Raw genomic sequence first — 25325 nt, forward strand, 5'->3', positions numbered from 1 at the left:
GATTAAACTCTCCTTTTGTTTTTTTTCCTCATTTTTCTTATTGGATATTTGTGTGCCACTAATTTGGGACTTAAGGATAATAGGTATAAGAGGTTGTCTTCTCCTACCAGTCCACCTTTGGTGATGAGTTCGCAGTGATCGAATATCCCACCCTCGATGATGCCGTGGGAGACCAAGGGAGCGACAAGCCTGTAGTTATTCACATGAAGTGCTTGGGATTTAATCAGAAACGCTTGCGCCATTTCTCCGCCGGTAACAATCAAGCGTTCAGGAATCCATCCGCTATCTTGTAACGCGCTGAGATGGGTCAGGGCTCGTTCGGCTAAATATTGACTGATGGGTTGGCGCTGCATCTCCTTTAAGGGTTCAAGACCCGAGTGTAGGACAACAATGGAGCTTTGTGGCCGGTGATAATCCGTCGAGTTTTCTAAAGAAATACACTGAACGGAATGAACATGATGATTTTGGATATAGTTGACTTGACGAATGTTGGTGGGTGTGGGACTTCCCATGATGATCGCGGTGGTTGTTGGCGGGCTCGTCATATAATAGGGCAAAATGCTTCCACTGCTAACAGTCACAAGAGGCGCAGAAAGATAACCGCGAATTTGGTCAAGAATAGCGCCAATGTGACAGAGGTCGCCTTCCGAAGCGGCATCAAAAATGACGGTGGAATAGGTTTTAACAAGCTCCTTAACCCATGTAGTATTCGCTATCTCTCGTTCTTGCTGTGTTACAATATGCACACTTTGGTCTCCATCAAAAAGGTAGTCCACTAAAACGTCGGTTGTTAGTTCCGGTAGAGTCTCCGTTAAGGGACGGCCATAAAGATATTGGCGACCTTGCCTTGTGGTGCGCCCGGCCCCAGGATACGCTGCAATAACCGCCAACCAGGGACGTTCGGGAAGGGCCTTTATGAGGAGTTCCAATTCTAAAGAACATGGCCCGCGTAGTGTGGTGTCAATGCGTTTATCAAAATGACGATAACCGTGTTGCCACAATTTCCGAGTCCATTTTGATACTAGCACACTCCGTGAAGGATCTTCCCGGCTTTGGGTATTTAACACGACAGGACCGTGGGGGCGGGGTGGTAAATCATGATAAACTCGAATAGGTCTGCCGAGACCCTCAGCAAGCGCACCGGCCGAAGCATTAGCTCCAGTTAAATCATCGGCAAAGACGGCGATGGCTGCCATTTCTCGATTCCTTCTTTCTCTATGCTTACTGTTGTTCTGTCCTTATGTTGTTCTTGCCCCGGTTTAAACGTTTGCGCCTAAGCATAAGGATAGGCTATCAATCGGTTTACGCAGACCCTTCGTGATGTGCATCTAATAATTCATCGGCTGAGACAATATTCCAGTGCCTATCATGAAATTTTTTGGCGATAGTGCTATCGACGGTTTTTTCCGTAATCACGGTTACGCCATGGGGCAAAGGAGTAACATGCGAAAAACTCACCGAAAATTTGCTACTGTCTGCGAGAATATAAACTTTGTTAGCTGCCTCCGCCATTTTTCGTTTTAGAAACGCTTGGGGTGCTGTAGGTGAGGTGAGACCTACCCCGGGATCAAGTCCAAAGGCCCCCAAAAAGCAGGCATCCACGTGATAGGTTTGAAGCTGCATAATGGCGCTATCACCAATAAAAGCTTGATTAAGATGGCGTAAACTCCCCCCTAACGCGATTAAATCAATTTGGTCTTGATAGGCTAAATCCATGAGAATATTGAGACCATTAGTGATCACCGTCAGAGAAACATCGCTGGGAATTAAGCGAGCTAAGCGTCCTGTGGTTGTTCCGGCATCTAATATGACGGTTTGTGATGCTAACAATAACGGGAGGGCTGCTTGGGCAATGTGCTCTTTGGCCTCGAGATGGGTTAACGCACGTTTTTGCAAACTCAATTCAGTGGAGGAAGGGGCTGAAACGGCTCCTCCAAAAGTGCGCAGAATCTGCCCTTGCTTTTCTAGATAGGTCAAATCGCGGCGAATGGTGGCGAGGGAAGCATGTAATTCTTGCGCCAGGTCCTCAACTTTGACTGCCGAATTTTTCATGATGATGTCCACAATGCGTGCGCGCCTCAGCTCTTGATTCATCGCTTTTCCCTCACTCGTTCTCGACTTATTAGCTCTTGATTGTTTATGCATGATTCTATCCTTTGGATAGCTGGATAGCTGGATAGCTTGCGTGCGCTTCGATAAAAATTTCACAAGAGTGACGGCAAAACAGGTGATTGCCCTAAAAGTTAAGGCAATCACCTGACATCTTAATGGAGAACAGGTTTTGTTGTGACTTTACCTACACGGGGGGCATGAACGGGTAACGAAAAGACCAAAAGTCCGGCCACAATTAACACACCGGTTAACGTGACAAGTCCTGCAAACGTGGAATGGGTGGCTGTGATTAATGCACCTACGATAAAAGGCCCAAAAAACCCTCCGAGATTGCCAATCCCGTTAATAAGCCCCATTGTGGGCCCAAGACCTTCGGCTGTGACTAATAAGGGAGGTAGGGTCCAAAAAACACCAATATACGGCAACATAAACGCTTCAGTCAGAATCAAAAAGATTAATGAAATGAAAATATTTTGGGTGGTCAACGTCGAACCTAACAACGCCAACCCGCCAAAAATGAGCGGTAAGGCAACATGAGCTTTACGTTCACCTGTTTTATCCGAATGATTGGCATTAATCCACATCACAATCAATGCGGCTAAATAAGGTAAAGCCGTGACGAGGCCCGTTTCGGTAAATCCTGTCTTGGTTAAATTTTTAATGACGGTGGGTAGCCATAAAGCAAACCCATAAAAGCCGACTTGAACCAAGAAATAAATTCCCACTAATAACCAGACTTTGGGATTGCTAAAAGCTTTCTTCCAACTGGGGGAAATATCTTGAGCGGCAGCCCGATCTTCTTGAAATTTCTTTTGGAGGTATGCACGCTCTTCGGGACTGATAAATGATGCGGTTTCAGGAGAGTCGTCAATAAAGATCCACCATACGATAGCCCAGATAAAAGGAGGAATGCCTTCTAAAACAAAAAGATAACGCCATGATAGATGTTGCACAATGAGACCGGATAACGGTGCCATAATAATCGCAGCAGCGGGTAAACAGAACATCCAGTACATATTGGCTCGAGCTCTTTCATCTTGAGGAAACCAATGCGAAAGAAGAACAAGCGTTGCAGGCCATACTCCGCCTTCTGCGACGCCTAATAAAAAGCGCACGATAAGCAGTTCGGTCTTGTTTTGAACGAGACCCGTTAGCACAGCGAAAACACCCCACACTAATAAAGAGGCAAAAACAAACTTTTTGGCACTAAATTTTGAAGCGATATAGCCCCCTGGAATCTGCAAAAAGAGATAACCGAAAAAGAAAATACCTCCTGCAAGTCCTGCGGTAGATGCGGAGATATGAAGACCTTTTTCCATCCCGTCAAAACCAAATCCGACATTGATCCGGTCCATATAGGCGATGGTATACATTAAAAATGCGACAGGAATAATGCGGCGCCATCGAGTGCGTCCGGATGATGATGTCACATTAGCCGTGTTGGTCATGATATCCCTCCTTAATTAAAGACTCTTTCTATCTGTTGGAAGAATTCATAAAACAATAACGAATGAATCATCATGGGTCGAGTCAAGAAAAATTTGGTGATTGTTTCAATCATCATCATAATTGAAACAATCAATGTGAGTCAATAAAATATATTCTATTAAAAAGAAAATAATCCGAAAAATGAGAAGAGTGTTGTTTCGAATCGACTATTAAATCTTTATCGTGTAACAAGTGCTGATTGACAATCAAAGGAGGTGTAGGCATCGTAAAAAGTTTTGGGCGAGGATGATTTAATTGAAAAATGTAGGGAAATCACTCTAATCTTAACTAATTTGGAATGCTGTGATTAATAATCATATGTTGGCCTTTGTTTTCTTGAAGTTGGAAATTTTCTCGAGGTTGTGGTTTCTAACATTTTTCGATATTGATATCGACGCAGGGATAATATCTTTGCCGCTTTTTTAGCAAGGAGTTATGAAGGCTAAAACCGAGGTGACTTTATAGATTAAGATTGAATACTCCTATATGATGGCACGATGCTGGATGATGTTTTTTGAAGCTCTTTAATGATGACGATGAGATTAGGCTGTCATTTGTGTTTTCTAGTTAGTCTATGAATGTTTTTGTATCCAAAAATATCCGCTGGTTTGTGACAATTTGAGATATCCTTCATTTTGAAAATGAGGTCGCACTAATTCAGCCATAATCTCAAGCAATTGGCTACGTATTTCGGGACGATGATATTCAATGGGGATACCACTCCAACAAAATCCTGAGCCATAATACGCTAAATACGGCGCCAAAGTCGGAAAACGAAGTCCGCCCATCAATTCAACTTTCTTGGGGGAGAGCGGGAAAAAATCCGCCCCATTTTGTAGAGAAAACCGATCACCACGGCTATCAGGCCAATAGGGTAGCAATAATGTCTTTACCGCACTTTCATGATAATGAATCATTTCAGAATAACTGTTGGCGCCATTCGTGGCGGTTAATAGTAGACCGCCAGGACGTAAGAGATTCCATGCTGTTTCTAAGGCGCTGCCGATATTGGGAACATGGTATAACATGAAATGCATTCCGATCCAATCAAAAGATTCGGGGGCATAAGAAAGAGTGGCCACGTCGGCGATGTAAACTTTACTAAGTGGGTCATTTTTCAGTTTTGTTTCAAGATGCTTTACCATACCCGGGGCTTGATCGATAGCTTCATAAAGGCAGGAAGTACCGGCATATTTCCTAATCCATGGGTACCATGCCCCGGTTCCGGCGCCAATATCTAGTATGCTTTGCGGTTGAACTAGGGTTATGGCATGTTCCGTCATCGAGTCAAAAATATTGCGCGGCTGAAGATTATATCGCTGTTGAGCCTCAATACGAATCATGAGACCTTCTTCGGTACCATACGCCTCTCGAAGAAATTCAGGATCTGAAAAATGATAGGACATAATACCACAACCCCCTAATTTTTTTCATGTTACCAAAAAATTTCAGACAATAGCGATGGTAGCCGGATAATATGTATGAAATGACGAATGTTCGTAGCAATCTTGAGCGTGATATGAGACGTTGATGATCAATATCTAGTTCTTCGTTTAAAATCCCCAAATGAGACAGCGCTTGTGATATTTGGATGACTGGATTATGGCATTATATAACCAATTGGGCGTTAGCCTCCGGGGAAAATATAGCAATATGTAGAGAGGTTAAGAATCATGACATCATTAGTGAAACGCTTTCCGGCAAACTTTGTTTGGGGGGTCGCCACCGCCGCTTATCAAATTGAGGGGGCTGTGACTGAAGACGGACGAGGAGCCTCTATTTGGGATATATTTTCCCATACGCCAGGTAAAATTCTTCATGGAGATACCGGCGATATTGCTTGCGACCATTATCACCGTATGCCCGAGGATATCCATTTGATGAGCCAATTAGGCATCGCGCATTACCGGTTTTCAATCAGTTGGCCCCGCGTTTTTCCTATGGGATATGGCCAGAAAAATAGTCGGGGTCTAGACTTTTATGATCAATTGATTGACCAGTTATTGCAGGAAAATATTGAGCCCTTAGTAACGTTATATCATTGGGATTTACCTCAAGGCCTTCAAGATAAAGGAGGATGGATGAACCGAGATACGGCCTTTTATTTTAGGGATTATGCCGAGGCAGTATTTGATAAATTAGGCGACCGGGTTCACGCTTGGATTACCCATAATGAACCGTGGGTGACGACTGTCGCAGGGCATGTTCAAGGGCGGCATGCCCCAGGTCTCAAGCAAGCACATGTAGCTCGTAAAGTTGCCCATCATTTGTTGCTTTCTCATGGATTGGCCGTCGAAGCTTACCGCGGCATGGGCAAAGGGCGTATTGGTATTACGTTAAATCTTCATCCCGTTTACCCCGCTTCTTCTCAAGAGGAGGACCTTAGAGCGCAACGACTGCATGATGCATTTCATAATACCTGGTTTTTAGACCCTGTTTTTAAAGGGACGTATCCTCAAGAACTTGATGAAATCTTACCGCCAGACGACAAATTTATTGTGGAGGGTGATCTTAACCTCATTCGGCAGCCTTTAGACTTTTTGGGTGTGAATTACTATGCTCCCCACCGCGTTCGCTGGAATACGGAAGAAATCTCTCATACCTCGTTAGTAATATTACCTGAAGAGCCGATTACCGCGATGGGCTGGCCGGTGGACGCAAAAGGTTTAACGGATCTTCTTACCCGAATCCATCACGATTATGGACCCATTCCCATTGTCATCACGGAGAATGGCGCCGCTTATGATGATGTGGTTCAAGATGGACAGGTTCATGATACCTCGCGTCAACACTATTTAGAGATGCACTGGAATGCTCTAGCGGCTAGTCTTGACCAAGGTGTGCCAGTTGAAGGCTATTATTTGTGGTCATTTTTGGATAATTTCGAATGGGCTTTAGGTTATTCCAAACGCTTTGGTATTGTCTATGTTGATTATCCGACGCAACAACGCATCGTCAAGGATAGCGGTTTGGCCTATAGCCGGTTTCTTCGCGATTTCCAAGAATATCATCATCGTTAAGCCGGATGTGTATCATGGTTTGTTTATGAGTAGTGCATTGATGCGTATGGTTTAACTCATCTGTTCCGAAAAAGAATCGAGGCTATGACAAACATTGTGGCGCTTATTTAGTGACGGGCTTACCCTCACGTTTCCAACGATCCATACTGCCTTGAAGATGAGAAATATTTGTGTAACCCAGTTTAAAGGCCGTCGCTGCAGCCGCTTGACTTCTGTGCCCTGTTTTGCAGATGAAAATCAAAGGAGCATCTTGCGGCCACCGGCTGGCGATAATGCTTTCATGTCCTAGGGGAATAGGGATAGCGCCTTTAATATGCCCTGATTGAAATTCACGGGGAGTGCGCACATCAATAATGATGGTGTCCGGATCATTTAAACGCACTTCGAGCTCATCAGGAGTTAAATCGGCGAGGTTCTTGGGATGGCGAAATAGGTTCAACAGATTCACGACTTTGATATCCTTTCCGTTGAGTCTGGTCTATCCATACATGGTTCATTGAGATTTTCAACTTTATTTTTATTCCTGTTGACGGCAGGTCACTGAAGGCGGGAATATTTTCAGAAAAATCCCCCCCATTGTCTCTCGCCTTTTTCGAGATCATGATCAACAATAGTACCAATAATATGCGCTGAGTCCTAACAATTGATGAGAGGGGTTGTCGATGATGCCCGACTGGAAGAGCCTGAAAGACAAAGCATTATCAGCGGTTAACAATGCAGCGCAAGAAGTCGACTATCAACTTACGTTGACCAAATTGCGAGCCCAAGTAAAGTCCGATCAAAATAGGTTGGCGGAAGCCTATCAACACTTAGGCAGGGCTTGTCATGAACTTTTAGTGAAAACGGGAAGTGTGAGTCGACAAAGCGAAACAGTTGCACCCCTTCTCATGACCATTGCGCAGTGTGAAGAAACCCTGAAGCAATCCCAAAAATCATTAGAAGATGCATTATCAGTCGAGAACAAAACCACGTGTCCTGCCTGCGGTGCAGCAATCAGTCAATCCGCTCGTTTTTGCCCGAGTTGTGGCAATCCTCTTACCTAAGGTTTGTGATGAACTGTAGACATTTAAGACGATTTATATGGGCGCCAAGAAAAAATTTTGAAAATACCGAGTGTTATGTGAATGGTATGATGTTCGTAGGTATTTCGTAGGACATTACATTATTAAAAGCAAGTGTCATGACACTTCTCAAATAATGGGCTCTTAGGCTGTTATGGGAGACTAAGGAAGGTGATAGAAATGGCAACTGTTTCACGGCAAATATTGACGAGACTGACCACGCCTTTGATTCGTGTAAACGGACATCTTGAACCCACAACATGGGAAGAGGCTTTGAATGTGGCAGCGAAAGGATTCCAACAGATTAAATCGCAATATGGATCAAAAGGTCTGGGGGTGTTTAGTTGTTCGAAATCTACGAATGAATTAAACTACTTAGCCTCAAAATTTTCTCGTGTGGTCTTTGGTACGAATAATGTAGACTCGTGTAACCGCACGTGACATGCTCCCTCCGTCGCGGGTCTCGCGACAGTCTTTGGCAGTGGTGCGGGAACGAATTCGTATGATGAATTTCATCATACCGATTTTATTATGTTGGTGGGGTCAAATGCGGCGGAAGCTCATCCGATTATTTTTCACCATATTATGAAAGGGGTTCATAATGGTGCGACATTGGTCGTGGTCGATCCCAGACGGACCTTAACGGCTCAAAAAGCCCATACGCATTTGGCTATTGCGATTGGATCCGATATTGCCTTGCTCAATGCGATGGCCCATGTCATTATCCGCGATGGTTTATGGGATCAAGATTTTGTCAAACGGGCGACCACAGGATTTGAGGAATTCGCTGCTAGCGTGGCTTCATGGACCCCAGAGAGGGCCTCACTCATTACCGGTATTGCTGCTGACGAGATTGAACGTGTTGCTAAAGACTATGCTAAAGCTCATCGCGCAATGATCGGTTGGACTTTAGGAATTACCGAACATCATAATGCCGTAGATAATGTGTTTGCTTTGATCAATCTGGCTTTGCTGACAGGCCATGTGGGGCGAGAAGGATGCGGTTTGAATCCCTTGCGCGGGCAAAATAATGTCCAGGGCGGCGGAGATATGGGCGCCTTACCGGACCGTTTACCCGGATTTCAAGACATTCGTCAAGATGCTGTGCGCGCACGGTTTGAAAGCGCCTGGGGAGTAAAAATTTCTGGCACTCCGGGATTTAATCAAACGCAGATGTTTGAAGCGATGGAACAAGGAGAACTGAAAGGGCTCTACGTTATTGGCGAGAATCCTGTCGATTCGGATGCCAATGGCCATCATGTCCGTCAGTTACTGCAGCAGTTAGACATGCTGGTGGTTCAGGACATCTTTTTAACGGCGACAGCACAAATGGCGGATGTGGTGCTGCCAGCCAAGGCCTCATTTGCCGAAAGCGATGGCACTTATACGAATAGTGAACGGCGGGTGCAGCGCGTGCGTGCCGCACGAAAGGCACCTGGTGATGCTCAAGATGATCTATGGATTGTGACCCATTTAGCTAATGCTATGGGCTATTCCTGGGCCGAGATGACCGCTGAGCAAGTGTTCGATGAGATGCGTCAACTGGCCCCGAATTTTCATGGTATGACCTATGCGCGCCTCACCAAGGAGAAAGGAATTCAGTGGCCCTGTCCCGACGAAAATCATCCTGGGACCCGCACATTACACACCCGTTTATGGGAAGAGAACGTCGGAAATCCGGCGCCATTTACTCCCGTAGACTGGCAACCTCCTGTGGAACTCCCCACGGAGGATTACCCCTTTTTACTGACCACAGGCAGGCGTCTAGGATTCTTCAATACTGGCGTGCAATCAGAAATTTACCCCCATCCCCACCGTGGAGAATGGATGGAAATTCATCCAGATGATGCGAACCGACTTGGGTTAACCGATAACGAGATGGTGCGCGTGACATCCAGACGAGGACAAGTTCACGTGCCTATTCAGATTAGCGAGACGGTACAGCCCGGAACGGTCTTTATGACATTTCATTTTCCCGATATTGTCGACACCAATCAGTTAACCATTGATGCGACCGATCCGGTTTCCGGTACCGCGGAATTTAAAGCCTGTGCGGTGCGCGTCGAACCCGTGGATAGGGTTGAAGAGTCGGGTCATCAGATCCATGCCGTGGTGCCTGCACAAATTCAGGATAGATAAAATCGAGGTGGCAGGTTATGAGAGACCAAGAATTATCTGTGGCAATCAAGATTGAGCAGCTTTTGGAGTCTATCCCCAAAACACGTGACCAGCTATTACCGGCTTTATGGCGCGTTTATGAGCATTTTCATTATTTAAATCCTGACATCATTGGCGAACTATCTCGCCAGATGTCAATTCCCTATGCAGAAGTCTATGGGGTTGCATCCTTTTATGCACTGTTTTCCTGGGAGCAGCCGGCTCGTGTACCGGTACAAATATGTCACGATGTGATTTGTCAGTTATATGGGGCAGATGCCTTAAGCCAAAAGGTGGCGGAAGGGGTAGACCCGCACACTGTTAAGGTCACATCCACCTTGTGCTTAGGGCAGTGTGATCATGCGCCTGCAGCTTTGGTGGGCGATCATGTGATGACAAAAGCCACTGTGGAAAAAATTCAGTCTCAACTGAAAGGAGGGCAAGCATGATCTCGGTACGTAGGTTACTGCCGGATAATCCTAAGACGCCCCCTGTCAGTATTGAACGCCTGAGAGAGCGTGGATTTGATAAGGCTTATGAGCGCATATTGAAAGCCGATGTCGACCAAGTCATTGCCGAACTAGAAGCCAGTGGAATTACGGGAAGAGGAGGAGCTGCATTTCCGACCGGCCGCAAGTGGCGCAGTGTGAAAGAGGCACCGGGTTCAATCAAATATGCCATCATGAATGCAGATGAAAGTGAATTAGGAACATTTAAAGATCGGGTGCTGATTGAACAAGACCCTCTGGGACCGTTGGTGGGACTCATTTTGGCGGCTAAAACCGTCGGAGCCACTCACGCTTATTGCTATATTCGGGGCGAATATCGCCAAGAGGAAAAACTGTTAACGGAGGCCGTCGACCTGTTGCAAAAACATGGATGGGTCGGGCCAGAGAGCGGCGTGGATATTGAGATTCGACGCGGTGCTGGAGCCTATGTAGCGGGAGAAGAAACCGCCCTTTTTAACAGCATTGAGGGAAAACGGCCAGAACCGCGCGTGAAACCACCATTTCCTACGGTGCATGGTGTCTTTGGCGCTCCCACGCTGATTCAAAATGTTGAGACGTTGGCGAATGTTGCTTTGTTGTTGGGTCATGATGTGAACTGGTTTCGTGAAGTAGGGACCCAACAAAATCCCGGAACCAAGTTGGTTGCTTTAAGTGGGCATATCAAACATCCTGGCGTTTATGAAGTGCCATTTGGTACGGCCTTGTCTGATATTTTATTGGCGTCAGAACTCGGTGGTGGTGTAGGTGGAAGCGAAAAGTTGGGAGCTGTGTTGATTGGGGGAGCTGCTGGAACATTTTTGACTCCGGATGAAATTGCGGAAGCGACTTTGGATTATCCTTCGTTGGCCCGTTACGGAGCAAGTATTGGCTCTGGGGCCATGATGGTCTTTGATGACACCGTCGATCTCCTTGGCGTGGTTGAACGATTGGCACGTTTTTTTGCCGACGAATCCTGCGGACAATGTGTGCCATGCCGGATTGGCACACAGCGCATCAAAGAGTTCGTTCGTCATCCGCAAATTTTCGAGGAGGCGCAAAATATCCGTTCATTAGGCATGGCCATGCGGGATGCCTCGATTTGCGGATTAGGGCAGACGGCTCCTATAGCATTACTATCGCTACTGGACCGACCCCAATTAATTCATGCCGAGACCCTGTAATTCAGACGGGGAAGGAGGAATCAACGTTTATGGCAAACACCGTTTCGATTGTGATTGATGGACAACCTGTAGAAGTTTTAGCCGGCACGACCATCCGTGCGGCCTGTGAACAGGTTGGCATATCCATTCCGACTTTGTGCTGGCATCCTAATCTCACGCCCGCCAATGCTTGCCGCGCCTGTGTGGTGGAAGTAGAGGGTTCACGGGCGCTTGTGGCGTCCTGTTCACGACCTGTCGAAGATCAGATGAAGATTCATACCGATACCGAACGGGTCAAAAATGCTCGCAAAACCGTTGCTGAATTATTAGCATCGGCGGTGGATATTGGGTTGGCTCCGGATGTACAAAATTTGATTGTTCAAACACAAGCTGATATCCACCGCTTCTACGATGCCCAACAAGAACATGTCGGTCTCAAAGATGACAATGATTTGTATATCCGCGACCTCGATAAATGTATTTTATGCTACCGCTGCGTTAACACCTGTGGAAGTGACGCCCAAAACACATTTGCCATTGCTGTCGCAGGTCGAGGTCTCGATGCCCATATCGATCCGGGTACGGACCGACTGCTTACGGATTCTGATTGTGTCTTTTGTGGAAATTGTGTAGCGGTTTGTCCTACGGGTGCCCTGATGGGCAAGAAGGAATGGCAACTGCGCCAAGAGGGACAATGGGATGAAGCTCAAATCCATGTGACCGAAACGATTTGTACGTACTGTGGGGTCGGATGTGATTTGGAGTTACATGTTTTAGGTAATGATATCGTCAAAGTGACATCACCATTTGATCATCCCGTGACCCACGGCATGTTGTGTGTTAAAGGACGCTACGGGTATGATTTTGTGCAGCAGGAAGACTGACTAAAAAGGATATATCGCTTGAAAAATGCTTGATGCTGCAATGTGTTGTGGCATCAAGCTTTGTGATTTCGGGGCAGGCACCGTGTCCATTACTTTAAAGCTAGGAGAAAAATTGGTGAATAGACCAATCCTTTTAAAGGATGGTGGTCTATCATGATCCTAGTATGCAAGCTTAGGACAAGGAGAAATAACCCATGCCCGTGTTATATCGGGTTCATTTAGTGGATAATCCCCGAGAATTGGTGAATATTCGGTGGAATGATGACGGGCAGATCACCCAGATTGAGCCTTACCATGAAAAGCCTGAAAATGTGCCCTCGATATGGGCTTCAGATATCAAAGGCGAGGGAATATGGGATGGAGAAGAAGGGCTCGTACTTCCTGGGCTGGTGGATGCTCACACGCATTTGGATAAGGCGAAAACTTATCAAGCTTCTATGACGTCAGATGGCACGGTACAAGCGGCCATTCGCGAATTTAGGCAAGTGCCTCCCCAAACACCAGACGGTGTTTATGAGCGCGTGATGTCCATTCTTAAACAAATGGTGTCCTATGGAACCACCCTCGTCAGAACCCATATTGATTCCTATTATCCGGATTTGGTTCGGCTCAGTGGAATATTCAGTGCGATGATGGCCGCCAAAGAGGCCATGAAAGACAAAATTGAGGTACAATTCGTCTTAATGTGCCCCGGTGAAATCGATGCGACCTGGTCAAAACATTTATGTGAGATGCGGGGTAATTTGTCGGCGTTAGGGGGAGCTCCTTGGCTGTCTCCCGATCCGGTGAAGAATATCCAGTGGATTTTAGACCAAGCGACCCGGTTAGGCTTAGGAGTGGATTTGCATATTGATGAAACATTGGATCCTGAGGTCAAGACGTTAGAATGGCTAACCGATGAGGTCTTGCGGCGATCATTTTCCGGATCTGTCGTGGCGAGCCATGTTCTGGCCATAGGAACCCAAGATCAGGCCATACAACGCCGCATTGCCCGTGCTGTGGGCGAAGCGGAAATTCACATTGTGAGTTTGCCCCAAACCAATTGCTATCTCCAAGGGCGCGAGTCACCATATTTAACCTGGCGAGGCATAACGCCCATGAGGGTGTGGAAAGACATGGGGGTCAATGTGGCTTTGGCTTCTGATAATATGCAAGATCTGTTTCATCCCTGGGGTAATGGGGATCTGTTACAGGTTGCTTCTTTGGCTCTTTATGCGGCGCAATTACAGCCGAGAGATGAAATCGATGTGTTACGGGCTATTTCTTATATTCCCCGCCTGTGGTTAAAGGGTGATGAAAATCCTCTTGTACCCTCTCGCCTAGCCGATTTGCTGGTTTTGCCTGTCTCTTCAGCTCATCAAGTGTTCTCAGACATGCCAGCAGCACGGGCTGTGTTTAAACAAGGACGCTTGATTAGCCGCCGCAGGGTCATTGTTGATTAACCCTTCGCATCAGCAATCCCGAGGCTGTCATGGCTAATAAGGTTCTGCCATGAGATGCCGCGTCACCATCCGGCATAAAGAGTCAGATCCCGATAGCTGAGATCTGACTCTTTATTGCGCGATGTCTTGTTATTCCGAAAAAATAGTAACGACGAGGTTAATTCAACCCAAAGTACGCCGATTTCACATGGGCATCGGCATCCAGATCCCCGGGAGTGCCGTGAAAACGAATCTGCCCGTTGTCTAAAACATAAACATCATCGGTTCCCTCTAAAAATTTAATGTTTTGTTCGGCAATGAGAAACGCCGGGCCAGAAGACCGGTAGGTTTTAAGCATGTTAATCATTTCATTCACCATGACCGGAGCCAGCCCAGAAGACGGTTCATCCATCAATATAAGCCGCGGCTTGCCCATTAAGACTTTGGCAAAGCCTAGAATTTTCCTTTGGCCACCACTGAGACTCCCCGCTGGGTCCTTACGTTTGTCATATAACAGCGGTAGTTGTTCAAGGAGTCTTTGCCGTTGCTTGCGGCGTTCTTGGCGGCTTAAATAGTAGCCGCCGATATTTAAGTTGTCTTCCACGCTTAAACTGGCAATGACCCCTACCTCGGAAAGATAGGCGAGTCCCGCTTTGACCCGTTCGCTGGGAGCCCAATGGGTGATATCGTGATCGGACCAGGTGACGTGTCCGGATGAGGTGGGAATAAGACCAATAAGACATTTTAATAGTGTGGTTTTCCCTGCGCCGTTGGCTCCTAACAGAACCACTTGTTGTCCGGGTTGCACGTCTAGATGAATGTCGTGTAACACATTCAGTGAATGATACCCAGCATGAAGCGCTGAAACCTGTAAGAGGGCCATTTTGCATCGACGCCTTTCTTAGAAAAATAACCGGAGCAGAAAATTTTTACGTTCCCGTTCCCAAATAGACGGCAGCTACCGTGGGATCTTGAGCTGCTTGACTTAATGAACCTTGAAAAATTTCTTTGCCAGCATTCATGACAATGACGCGCTCCGTTAATTGATTAACAAATCCGAGGTGATGTTCAACAACAATCAAAGCGATGCCCTGCTTTGATAAACTCTTTAAATGATTGGCGACAGTCTCGAGTTCTTGATGATTAAGTCCTGCTGCCAATTCATCGATTAGAAGCAATTTCGGTCCCGTCGTCAATGCGCGGGCGAGATCTAATAATTTCTGCTGGCTGCTGTTCAATTGGGATGCCAAATGATCCCGGTAATCGATCAAATTGACGAATTCGAGCGCCTCGTCCGGAGTCATGACGGACTTTTTACTATAGTGATAGGCTAAATTTACATTTTCTTGCACTGTCAAGGACTTAAAAGGTTTGGGAATTTGAAAGGTCCGATTAATGCCTAAACCCGCGCGTTTATGCATGGGAACGCGCGCGATGTCAACCCCTTGAAAAAGAATGGACCCGTAATCCGGATAGTAAAGCCCCGATATGACATTGATCAGCGTGGTTTTTCCCGAACCATTGGGTCCGACCAGTCCCAGAATTTCTCCGGGTTGCACGTCCAGGCTAATGCCATCTAACGCACGAAAACCGCCAAACTTCTTAATAATATTGGTCACGGTCATTAAGGGTTCATGGGACATAATTTCCCCTCCGCTGAATTAACGATACGACGCCGCCTGGTAAGAACAAAACGAGCGCCATAATGAGCAGCCCATAGATCAATTGAAAATATTGCGGTTCAGAAATTCCGATCGCGTTATAGAGCCCATAAAGGACAATAGACCCCAAAACAGGACCGGTTACGGTGCCAGAACCCCCAAATAATGTGAAGACAATCGCCAAAATACTAATATTCAAATCAAATACCGTGCTGGGGTAAAAGACGGACAAATGCCACCCGAATATCGCTCCGGTGAGCCCGGCGATTAAGGCGGAAAGGAGCCAAACCACAGATCGCGAGCGTACTACAGCGATTCCCGCCATAGCCGCGCTTACTGGATCCTCGCGAATGGCCATGAGGGCGCGACCAAAAGGTGCATTACGTATCACAATTAACAGAACAGTTGTTAATACTAGTACTACTACCATGGCGACATACGAAGTAAGAGGATGATAACTCTGTGTCAGAGATTCCCCATAAGGGCCGCCGGTGAGATGCGTCAACTGCGAATTGGACACGACATTGCTCAGCACTTCTGAAGCTGCTAAAGAACTAATCGCGAAATAGGCTCCTGATAGACGTAAAAGCGGTGAAAAGATAATCGCGATGATAACCGATAAGAGGCCACCCATCAGCACGGCCAAGAGGCCGGGAAAATGCCACAATTGAATACTCATGGCCATGCCATAAGCCCCAATACCAAAGAATCCAACATATCCAAAAGGTAAATAGCCTGTGAAACCATAAAGTAAATTTACCCCTTGTGCGAGCGCCATAAAGGCCATCATTTGAAATAAAATGGTATGGTTTGCGTACACCAAAGGGGATAAAGAAAATCCTGCCAAGACTAGCAAAGGGACAAGGCTGTTTGCCAAAAGTCTTTTGGAGGCGTTTTGTTTTGAACGGGAAGCTAACGAATTAAGCATGGCGTACCCCCTTACCTAATAAGCCTGAGGGCTTCACTAACACAATGATGAGTAAGAGTAGATAAGGGACGAGAACGGACCATGATGATAAATAGGTTTGCATCAACATTAATGAGATGCCGTAAACAAGCCCGCCGAGAACGGATCCCAAAGGATTGCCCAAGGAGCCGATAACCACAATGGCAAAGGCAATGGTTGTAAGTCCGAGTCCCGAGGTAGGATCAAGACTTCCTATCATAAAAGGGCTGAGTACCCCGGACATCGCAGCGAGAGCTAGACCTAACGAGAAAATAATGGCCGATGTCCGTTTGACGGGCAATCCGCTAGCCATGGCTTCGTCACGGTTACCCATGACAGCGCGGACGGCTTGCCCGGTACGCGTGTAGTATAAAAAGAGATAAGTGAGGGCAATCATCAAAAGACTGACACCCGCGGTAATAACCCAAACGATTTGGTAACTTTGTCCGAGAAAATGCCACGGGGCATTTCCGAAAATCGACAAGGGCAGCGACCGGGGATTGTCGCCAAAGCCGATAACCATTAAGGCTTCGAGGACTTGGGACAAGCCGAAAAACAAAATTAATGAAAGCATTTCGGGATCCCGGGAATTTGATAGACGTGGGATAAGCGGGAAAAACAAGAGAAGGCCTACAACAAAAAACAACAGCAGCGCAACCACTAAGCTCACAACCGGATTCAGATGCAGTGAAGAATAAAGAACCACGGCCAAATAGCCCCCTAATACCACAAAATCGCCATGAGCTAAATTGACCATTTGCATGACGCCAAAGATCAAATTGAGTCCTAAGGCCATAAATCCAAAAAACAGGCCGAATAGGATTCCGGAAATGAGACTGTAAGTGAACATAAAATCCTCCTACTGAGGGCTCCTGCAATCCCCAGTGCGCAGATATTGCGATTTGATAGGATGATTGCAGGAACCCTTTGGTCCATTAAGAATTGGGGGATGTGACAAACTTGACCGAAACTTGTCCTTGAGGTGTCGTGGTGATTTTGCCGACTGGCAATGTTTCCCCAACCTGAGCCCCTTCGGAATTAATCTTGAAAGTCCCATCCAATGTGGTCAGCGAACCGGAAAAATGGCTAACAGCATGTCGTAACGACAATTGGGAGAGGCTATTGGCCGTTTCTAATGTTTTTTGGATGATGAGCCCGGTGTTATAGCCTGCAATGCTTAAAAAGTTTGCACTTTGGCCTGTTGCTTGTTTATAGGCTTGCTCAAATTGACTGGTGTTCAGTCCATAATTGACCTGTGAAAACGAGAGAAGCGGAGGTGCGGGATACGTATAAATGTTGTTGATAGAGCTCGGGCCATTGCTCGTCAGGAAAAGTTGTGGCAATTGACCCGGGAATATGGTAAACACCATCTTAAAATGGTCACCGCTGGCTTTAAGGGCCTGCAAGAAAGCGATGTCATTATTGGGATATCCGAGTTCAATGACCGCTTGCGGATGGGTGTTGGCCATATTATTTAACAGCACCGAATAACTGGAGGTGCTAGTTGGAACTCCATTGTTATACACGGGGGTGATGTTGGCCGCTTTTAATTTGCTGACCAGCGTTTGATCCTGAGATTGGTCAAAATCGTTGGTTGCATAGACAATCGCAATGCGTGAATAGCCTTTCTTGATTAAATATTGTGCCAACGAGTCGGGCCATAAACCGGATGTCGGTAAGGAAGTCAAAACAATATAGGGATTAGATGGCGTGAAAAAGGAAGCACCCGTTCCTGTTTGATCAAACAGCAGCATTTTGTTTTCTTCGGCAATTGGGACGGCTACTGAGGTTAGCACTGAACCAAAGTCTGCGACTAACATGTTGACGTGATTCACGGAAATTAACTGGGAATAAAGGGTTGTGGCCGTTGTTGGGGAACTTTGATCATTATAGGCGACGATTTTCACCGGCACCTTTTTATTCAGTGCCTTAACAAACACCCCGCCATTTTTGTCAACCTGGGAAGCCCAAAATTTTAACCCGTTATATTCAGGCATCGACGAGGTGGCAAAAGGTCCAGATTCCGCATACAATGTGCCGATAGTAATATCTTTAATGTTCTGAGAACTCGGTGCGGATGTGGGTGAACTGCTGCCGCATCCGGCCAATGAGGCGGAAAGCAAAGCGGCCGAGATGCCTAAGACGGCAGTGCTTTTTCGGCTAATCATCATATGTGCCTCCTATTATATGAATCGACAGACAAGATGATAATACTGCAAAATGAGTGACTTGATCCGATAAGACAATATTGAAAAATTATTCAGCACTTTATGTAAATATTGATAGAGTGAACACGTGAAGTGTGAAAAAACGACAATTAGCGACAATTAAATTAGCATGCGCCAAAAAGGAGCCGCGTCCTTAAGAACCAAAAATTATTGGAGAGAATGAAACACGCCGTCCTGAAGACGTTATCATGATCGTCGGCCATATGGTCGCGTTCGATCCGAACGATGTGTAGGAAACATATTTTCGGAAGGCAGCGAGACTTGGTGGCTTGCGTACAACTTGCTTTGGGGATCAGTGCCACAGCAATATCGTGCATGGCAAGCGAATCCTACGGCGAGGAAACCGTCAGAAGCCGCTTTTCGCCGTCAACTGACGGCGAGGAGACAAACGCGGGAACGCACAACTGTGCGGATTGCTCCGGGCTCAATGCTTTGGTATCAGGTTCTTATGCTTCAATATCGCACCATGCCTTGACCACGGTCTGATGGTGGGCGAGAAGGAAGTGGGCCAGGCCGTACACCATCTGTCAATCAGACGTCGACGGCTGCTCGATGACTTTGTATGCTTCGTTTGCGGCAACCTTCACACCCGGGGCCGGTTTCTCCTTTTTGCAGGCCAGATCAAGACGGCACCCTTGTAATTAAACCGTCCTTGTGATCCCAAGCCAGAGCGCACCTCCGGATTAGACTGTTGATTGAAGGCTTTTCCAGGCAGCACCCCACGTTAGGGCAAAGCGACAGCAGATCCTAGTGCCTGCACCGCGTAGAGCGGGCGAAATTCTAGTGCAGTGCCTCTAAACGCCACAAGGTGGGGAAGACCTCCGTGCGTGAAAAATATGATTCCCTACTACACCATGGCTAGTCCCAGAAACCACCATCTGAATGAATGATTTGACCAGTAAGTAATCCATTCGGCATCATCACTCGCAAGAAATGCGATTAACTTGGCCGCATCACGCGGTTCCCCAAGTCTACCCATCGGGAATTTAGGCAATAACAATGTTTTCAGTTCATGACTCATCCACCCAGAGTCTGTCGGCCCAGGATCGACCGCATTCACCGTAATTTTGAGTGGAGCTAATTCGAGGGCGATGGATTTGGTAAAAGAGGATATCGCACCTTTCGTGGCCACGTATGCCAAATTGCCGGGTTCCGGGGACTTGTCTTGCCCTGATACCATGTTAATGATTCGCCCACCATGTTTACCCTCGATTTGACGAGCAAACTCTACAGCCAATAGACACGTTCCTCTGACGTTCACATGGTAATGCGCATCGAGAATGGCCGCCGTCATCGACCGAAAATCCACATCAACGGAATGTGTTGCATTGTTCACAAGAATCGATGGAGAGCCCAATTTCTTGTGAACTTCATGGAGGAGCAAACGGGGTGCATCGGGTTCCGACAAATCCAATTCCGTTGACTCACATCGCACGCCCGCACTACGGATCTCTTGCATCAGATGTTGTGACCACGCGACGTCCTCATCCATGAACCAGGGCATCTGGCGATCATATCTGGTCCAATGCGTGAAAAAGATATCAGCTCCGTTTCGGGCTAACTCACGACAAATGGCCGTGCCGATCCCGTTTACTCGGCTCGCACCGGTCACAATCGCAATCTTTTTGGTTAATCGTTGCATTTAAACATCCCCTTTGCGGAAATGCTGAACACGCACTATCAGAGATGGAGTGTGTTCACCCCATACAGAAAAAATAGCGACACCGGCATAGACATTCGCTTGGTGATCATAGTGCATCAACCCAGCGTTCCTATAATGGTAGAGAAAAAATATGAACACCATTGACCGTTCGATTCAAGAATTCAACTGTGCCCAGCCATTAAAGGATATCGTCCATTAAGGTTCCATGCTTTTTCCGCTCGCAAATTTTTGATGTCAAGCGATCAGATAAACACCAAAAAATGGCGTGATAATAATGTTTTAGAAGTTTTCCCCTGCGAAAGTTGAGTTTGAAGAGGCGAAGCTTAATGAAATTTTTTGACAAACCTCTAACCCTCTAACGCTTGTTGAAAATCCGCGAGTAAATCATTAAGGCTTTCGATACCCATAGATACGCGCAATAAATCATCCGTAATGCCTTGTTGACGCTGTTCTTCTTCTGTAAGACTGCTGTGGGACATAGTGGCAGGATGGCTCACGATAGTTTCCACACCGCCTAAACTTACAGCATATAAGGCGTAATGGAGACGGTTAACAAATGTCTTCCAATAATCAGGATCCTGAAAACGCAAGGAAAATACGCATCCTGGTCCCAGTGCTTGGGAATGGTGAAGCGCTGTCCCATCATGACCAGGCAATCCGGGGTAATATACCTTCGCAATTTGGGGTTGGCTTTTTAGCCATCGGGTAAGATATTGTGCATTTGCTGAGCCCGATCCATGCGGATGCCTAATGTTTTCATCCCGCGAATCACTAGCCAACTGTCATCGGGGCCTAATATTCCGCCCCAATCTTTTTGGATATGGGCAAGTCTGTCGGCTAGTTGATGATCTTTTACGACCACGAGTCCTGCCACCACATCGCTATGGCCGCCCAAGAACTTGGTCGCGGAATGGATCACGATATCGCATCCCAGCGTTAAAGGCCGTTGCAAGTAGGGAGACATAAACGTATTATCAGCAATGGTTAATAACTGGTGATGTTGAGCGATCTGCACAATGGCGCGAATATCGGTAATTTTCATAAGAGGATTGGATGGCGTCTCAATATACAATGCACGGGTGCGCGGGGTAAGGGCGTTTTCAACATCCGTTAAGTTTGTCATGTCGACAAAACTCGCTGAGAGACCAAATCGTTCCACCATTGTTGTCATCAGATGATAAGTGCCGCCATAAAGATCGTAAGGCAAAATAATATGGTCGCCTTGGCTCAGTAACATGAAGACGGCGGCAATAGCTGCCATACCGGAAGCAAAGGCGAAACCCCGAACGCCTTCTTCTAATTCCGCAATCGTATCTTCCAAAGCTCGGCGGGTGGGATTGCCAATACGGCTATATATCCATTGGGGATCTGTATCCGCCAAATCCTGATGAAATGTTGAGCCGTGATAAATGGGAATGCTGCTGGCCCCTGTGTGTTTGTCCATCAAGGCGGGGTTGTGAATGAGTTTCGTTAACATATCCACGGACTTTTCCTCCTTTAACTCTTAGGGTGCACTTTACGCGTTAAAGACAATCACAACAAGAACCATGTTGTGACAAGTGGTTTGTTTTCAAAGACCAGAAGAAACAGCTGTGCTTTGATAGGCTTTGACGAGCCTTGAGAGGCGGGCAAAACCGGTGTGAATAGCCATAGGATTTGCGGTGCTGACACATAGTCTTATCCAATGGCGAAATTGATCATCGGTACCAAACGCCAGACCCGGGGCGAAGAGAACATCGCGTTTGGCGGCGTATTGATGAAAAGCGAGGGCACTCAGGGATGCGGGAAGTTGGGCAAATACATAAAAACCATTATGAGGATTTCCCCAAATGGGGAAGCCTAGGTCCCCCAACAGCTGTTTGGCGGTTTTGATGCGTTCCGCATAGACTCTACGGACCTCACCTATATACCGGTCAATGTTGCCGCTCCTTAACCACCCTTCCACTAATAATTGACTCACCGTCCCGGTATGTAAATCTCCTAACTGTTTGATTTGGGTGAGTTGGTAAATGAGATCCGGCGGCCCCGCAATCAATCCAACGCGAAGACCAGGCGCCAAAATTTTGGAGAAGGTGTTGATATAAATTACATGGTCTTCCGCACCCTTATAGGCTCTTAAAGGTAACGAATAACCCGGAGCTAAAAAACCATAGGCGTCATCTTCAATGATGGGGACATGATAGGAGATTGCGAGATCTAATATCGCTTGTCGAGTTTTTTCACTCAGGCTCACACTGGTCGGATTTTGATAATAGGGCTGTAAATACATCAAACGCGTATCATGACGTGACAGGGCCTCTTTTATTTGCGCCGGATTAATGCCTTCAGTTCCCACGTCAATCCCAATGATTTGTGCGCCATGTGCCCGAAATATTTGCAGTGCTCCAGCAAACGTTGGGGACTCAGTGATGATAATGTCGCCGGGCCGTATCCACAAACTGCTTAATAAATCGAGGGCTTGTAATGATCCCGATGTGATGAGAAGGTGGTCTGGCGAAAGATGAAGATTTCGTCGGCCTAAAAATTCTTCGGCAATTGCTTCTCGGACGCGGTCGATCCCCGCGGTTGGTGAGTAAGAAAAAACTTCACGGGTTCTTTGCGTAAACAGTTCCCGGATAACGCTTTCGAGTTCAAAAATGGGCAGCAGTGACGCATCGGGCATCCCGATTTCAAAATTAAAGCGAGCTTGACTGGCCGCTGCCGACATTAAATCGCTTAAGAAAGTCGATATCGGCTGAGACTGAGGGTGGCTCCATTGGGTCAGCCGGGAGCGAACGATGGCCGTTGGCCACTGCGGTATATTGATGACTTGAGGAGGTGAAAAGGCATCCCATTTAATATAACCCATTGTTTCGAGTTCTTCCCACGCACGCCGAATTGTTGACCGGCTAACCTGATACTGAGCAGCCATTTGCCGTTCGGAGGACAAAGTGTCTCCAATGCGCCAAACACCATTTTCAATGTCTAGCCGAATTTTTTCAGCAACTTTTTGAAATGCTCGCATGCGCTTCGTCCTCTCGTTCAAAAATCAAGGGATTACGGATTGAGATGTTGGGCTGGGCTGTGATCAGGCTGTCGCTTTGAGGACATAATTCGTTTTGTTTAGACAAAAATCCTGCCGTACGGGGCCAGTACGTCGCAATGATGACATGGGAAATGGTACCATGGCATGAAGACGCAATAGATTGTTGTTGCTCCCGTGTTCTGGTATGGCGTCTGATCTGGGTCCTGGATTGATGGGCTATGACAAGTAATCTGTCTTACAGCGTTCATCACAAGAACCTTGCGGTAAAACGCCAAAAAGAGTCGGGTTAACCCATTTACGTCCGAAGTTCATTCAATCGAATGCGGGAAGCCAGTCAGCTAAAATGCATGATGTTTTTAGTAACACATAGGCAAAGTGGCACATGGAAACCTATGAAGAAGTCGAGCAGGCTTGGTTCCATACAAGCACGAAATACGTTGAGGAATGATAGACTAAAAAAGAAAAGTGATGGAGCACGGGCAGTATGATGGAGTAATCCCTGTAATAAATCATATGCTGACGTGTCGGTACCATGTCAAAACAGTTGGAAACAGGATCATCTTTTAGACCATGGAATGAACTCAAAGACAGCGTGGATTAGAAAGGCGTGAGCAGAAAATGTCTGTTTCAGAAATGAAATCCTCCTCTTCGCACAACCCCTTGTTGTCCCGATCCCCATTGGACTTTCAGGTTTCGAATCTTTTTGCCGGAGGCCTAGATTTTGCCAAGGGCATTGCCGCAAGTGATTTTACGTCCCAACCTGTCAATAACGACGCGGATGTCATCGCCCTGGCTTTTGGATTGCCTGATCCGGAGCTGTTTTTGCTTGAGGATCTGCGTGATGCTGCGGATAAGGCGTTACGGACCGATGGGCTGAGGGCATTACAATATGGCGGAGGATCCGGCATGAGGCGGTTGCCAGAATGGATTCGAACCATTCAAGCAGCGAGGCGCCATATTCCTTGTCAGCCTGAGGAGTTGGTATTGACTCATGGTTCGTCACAAGCTATGGACTTGATTGCCCGGGTCTTTTTAAATCCTGGAGATGAAGTCTGGTTTGAACGACCGACATATTTCGGTGCGATTAAAATTTTTGGCCTACGGGGCGCTGTCGAACGAGATTTTCCTATGGATGAGGATGGTCTAATAGTGGATGCTGTCGCAGAAGAATTAGCCCATCGTCGCCGAAACGGTGAACCTTTACCCAAGTTATTTTATACCATTCCCAATTACCAAAATCCTAGTGGCCGGTCGATGACGTTATCGAGGCGAGAGCAACTGATTCATTTAGCCCAGCAATATCATTTTCTGATTGTTGAAGATGATGCCTACGGTGATTTGGGTTTTGATGGGAACACGCTGCCCACTCTTCGCCAACTTTCTCCCAATCATGTGCTGTATTTGAATACTTTGTCCAAAACTATCGCACCCGGTTTTCGGGTGGGCTGGATTATAGCTCCTGCCGAAGCGGTGGCCAAAATCCGGGAAGTGAAGGCGGAAGGGGCAAATGGAGGATTTGTTCAAGAAGTTCTGAGCAGATTTTTAGAGTCTATCGACTATGATGCGCATATTGCCCATCTCAAAACACATTATCAAAGTCGGCGCGATGCGATGTTAGAAGCTTTGGAACGCGATTTTTCAACACTGTGTGCGTGGACTAAACCGAGTGGAGGATTTTTTGTTTGGCTGACATTACCAAGCCTGACCACCCTTTCTCAAATGATGGCGTTAAGTGAAAAAATGGGTGTCAGTTTTGTCCCCGGAACAGCATTTTATGTGGGAGACGGCGGGCAAAATCATATTCGACTCAGCTTTTCGCTGTATCCTCCTGTTGCCATAAGGGAAGGCATGAAGCGGCTTAAGCAATTAATAGAATCTGTCCAACAATAATAAGAAATTATAGAATCCCTTTGAACAAGCGGAGCCCTCGTGTCTTCGCTTGTGATTTTTTGGGAACTCGTTTGCCAATGCTATACTGCGTCAAGCCAAGAGTTTTTGCTGATTTAGGGAT

At 46.7% G+C, this 25325-nt stretch carries 20 protein-coding genes and 1 pseudogene; 8 read left to right on the forward strand and 13 right to left on the reverse strand.

The window, feature by feature from the left end:
* Positions 1-2: 2 nt before the first annotated feature.
* The 4 genes from AOA63_RS14395 to AOA63_RS14410 all read right to left on the reverse strand — a co-directional run bounded on the left by AOA63_RS14395 (position 3) and on the right by AOA63_RS14410 (position 5006).
* Positions 3-1196 (reverse strand): four-carbon acid sugar kinase family protein, encoded by a 1194-nt coding sequence (locus tag AOA63_RS14395; protein ID WP_053960357.1) that lies wholly within the window; start codon positions 1194-1196, stop codon positions 3-5.
* A gap of 106 nt (positions 1197-1302) precedes the next feature.
* Positions 1303-2094: a DeoR/GlpR family DNA-binding transcription regulator gene (locus tag AOA63_RS14400; RefSeq protein ID WP_053960358.1), complete on the reverse strand. Its 792-nt coding sequence runs from the start codon at positions 2092-2094 to the stop codon at positions 1303-1305.
* A gap of 170 nt (positions 2095-2264) precedes the next feature.
* Positions 2265-3560 (reverse strand): MFS transporter, encoded by a 1296-nt coding sequence (locus AOA63_RS14405; protein ID WP_053960359.1) that lies wholly within the window; start codon positions 3558-3560, stop codon positions 2265-2267.
* A gap of 612 nt (positions 3561-4172) precedes the next feature.
* Positions 4173-5006, reverse strand: coding sequence for a class I SAM-dependent methyltransferase (locus AOA63_RS14410; RefSeq protein WP_053960360.1), 834 nt, complete (start codon positions 5004-5006; stop codon positions 4173-4175).
* Positions 5007-5273: 267 nt separating this feature from the next.
* Between AOA63_RS14410 and AOA63_RS14415 the strand changes: the two genes are divergently transcribed.
* Positions 5274-6620: a GH1 family beta-glucosidase gene (locus AOA63_RS14415; protein ID WP_053960361.1), complete on the forward strand. Its 1347-nt coding sequence runs from the start codon at positions 5274-5276 to the stop codon at positions 6618-6620.
* Between the two features lie 103 nt (positions 6621-6723).
* Here AOA63_RS14415 and AOA63_RS14420 read toward each other — a convergent pair whose 3' ends face one another.
* A complete protein-coding gene (locus tag AOA63_RS14420) occupies positions 6724-7068 on the reverse strand; it encodes a rhodanese-like domain-containing protein (protein WP_053960362.1) in 345 nt (114 codons plus the stop codon).
* 214 nt (positions 7069-7282) lie between these two features.
* Here AOA63_RS14420 and AOA63_RS14425 point away from each other — a divergent pair, with 214 nt between their 5' ends.
* The 6 genes from AOA63_RS14425 to AOA63_RS14450 all read left to right on the forward strand — a co-directional run bounded on the left by AOA63_RS14425 (position 7283) and on the right by AOA63_RS14450 (position 13812).
* Entirely contained in the window at positions 7283-7663 is a 381-nt protein-coding gene (locus AOA63_RS14425; protein WP_082343996.1) for a zinc ribbon domain-containing protein, read from the forward strand.
* A 198-nt stretch (positions 7664-7861) separates the two neighbouring features.
* A complete protein-coding gene (fdhF, locus tag AOA63_RS14430) occupies positions 7862-9820 on the forward strand; it encodes a formate dehydrogenase subunit alpha (protein WP_082343997.1) in 1959 nt (652 codons plus the stop codon).
* Positions 9821-9837: 17 nt separating this feature from the next.
* Entirely contained in the window at positions 9838-10287 is a 450-nt protein-coding gene (locus tag AOA63_RS14435) for an NAD(P)H-dependent oxidoreductase subunit E (RefSeq protein WP_053960364.1), read from the forward strand.
* Positions 10284-11507, forward strand: a complete 1224-nt coding sequence (locus AOA63_RS14440) for a complex I 51 kDa subunit family protein (protein ID WP_053960365.1) — start codon at positions 10284-10286, stop codon at positions 11505-11507. The genes AOA63_RS14435 and AOA63_RS14440 overlap by 4 nt, the downstream gene beginning before the upstream one ends.
* A 29-nt stretch (positions 11508-11536) precedes the next feature.
* Entirely contained in the window at positions 11537-12370 is an 834-nt protein-coding gene (locus AOA63_RS14445; RefSeq protein ID WP_053960366.1) for a 2Fe-2S iron-sulfur cluster-binding protein, read from the forward strand.
* Between the two features lie 194 nt (positions 12371-12564).
* Positions 12565-13812 (forward strand): amidohydrolase family protein, encoded by a 1248-nt coding sequence (locus tag AOA63_RS14450; RefSeq protein WP_053960367.1) that lies wholly within the window; start codon positions 12565-12567, stop codon positions 13810-13812.
* Between the two features lie 157 nt (positions 13813-13969).
* Here the strand turns inward: AOA63_RS14450 and AOA63_RS14455 are convergent, their stop codons facing one another.
* The 8 genes and pseudogenes from AOA63_RS14455 to AOA63_RS14490 all read right to left on the reverse strand — a co-directional run bounded on the left by AOA63_RS14455 (position 13970) and on the right by AOA63_RS14490 (position 23293).
* Positions 13970-14674 (reverse strand): ABC transporter ATP-binding protein, encoded by a 705-nt coding sequence (locus AOA63_RS14455; protein ID WP_053960368.1) that lies wholly within the window; start codon positions 14672-14674, stop codon positions 13970-13972.
* Between the two features lie 46 nt (positions 14675-14720).
* A complete protein-coding gene (locus AOA63_RS14460; protein WP_053960369.1) occupies positions 14721-15434 on the reverse strand; it encodes an ABC transporter ATP-binding protein in 714 nt (237 codons plus the stop codon).
* On the reverse strand, positions 15424-16380 hold the full coding sequence (locus tag AOA63_RS14465) for a branched-chain amino acid ABC transporter permease (RefSeq protein WP_082343998.1): 957 nt from the start codon (positions 16378-16380) through the stop codon (positions 15424-15426). Before AOA63_RS14465 ends, AOA63_RS14460 begins: the two co-directional genes overlap by 11 nt.
* A complete protein-coding gene (locus tag AOA63_RS14470; RefSeq protein WP_053960370.1) occupies positions 16373-17248 on the reverse strand; it encodes a branched-chain amino acid ABC transporter permease in 876 nt (291 codons plus the stop codon). Before AOA63_RS14470 ends, AOA63_RS14465 begins: the two co-directional genes overlap by 8 nt.
* A gap of 85 nt (positions 17249-17333) precedes the next feature.
* The gene (locus AOA63_RS14475) at positions 17334-18569 is read right to left on the reverse strand and encodes an ABC transporter substrate-binding protein (protein ID WP_242848345.1); all 1236 of its coding nucleotides are present in this window, start codon (positions 18567-18569) and stop codon (positions 17334-17336) included.
* A gap of 904 nt (positions 18570-19473) precedes the next feature.
* The gene (locus AOA63_RS14480) at positions 19474-20268 is read right to left on the reverse strand and encodes an SDR family oxidoreductase (protein WP_197648400.1); all 795 of its coding nucleotides are present in this window, start codon (positions 20266-20268) and stop codon (positions 19474-19476) included.
* Between the two features lie 368 nt (positions 20269-20636).
* Positions 20637-21766, reverse strand: a pseudogene (locus AOA63_RS20465) (trans-sulfuration enzyme family protein).
* A 93-nt stretch (positions 21767-21859) separates the two neighbouring features.
* Entirely contained in the window at positions 21860-23293 is a 1434-nt protein-coding gene (locus tag AOA63_RS14490) for a PLP-dependent aminotransferase family protein (protein WP_053960372.1), read from the reverse strand.
* Positions 23294-23932: 639 nt separating this feature from the next.
* On the opposite strand from AOA63_RS14490, the gene AOA63_RS14495 reads away from it, so the two are divergent.
* On the forward strand, positions 23933-25204 hold the full coding sequence (locus tag AOA63_RS14495) for a PLP-dependent aminotransferase family protein (protein ID WP_053960373.1): 1272 nt from the start codon (positions 23933-23935) through the stop codon (positions 25202-25204).
* Positions 25205-25325: the final 121 nt, after the last annotated feature.

It is taken from the genome of Sulfobacillus thermosulfidooxidans (assembly GCF_001280565.1).
Taxonomy (GTDB): Bacteria; Bacillota; Sulfobacillia; order Sulfobacillales; family Sulfobacillaceae; genus Sulfobacillus; species Sulfobacillus thermosulfidooxidans_A.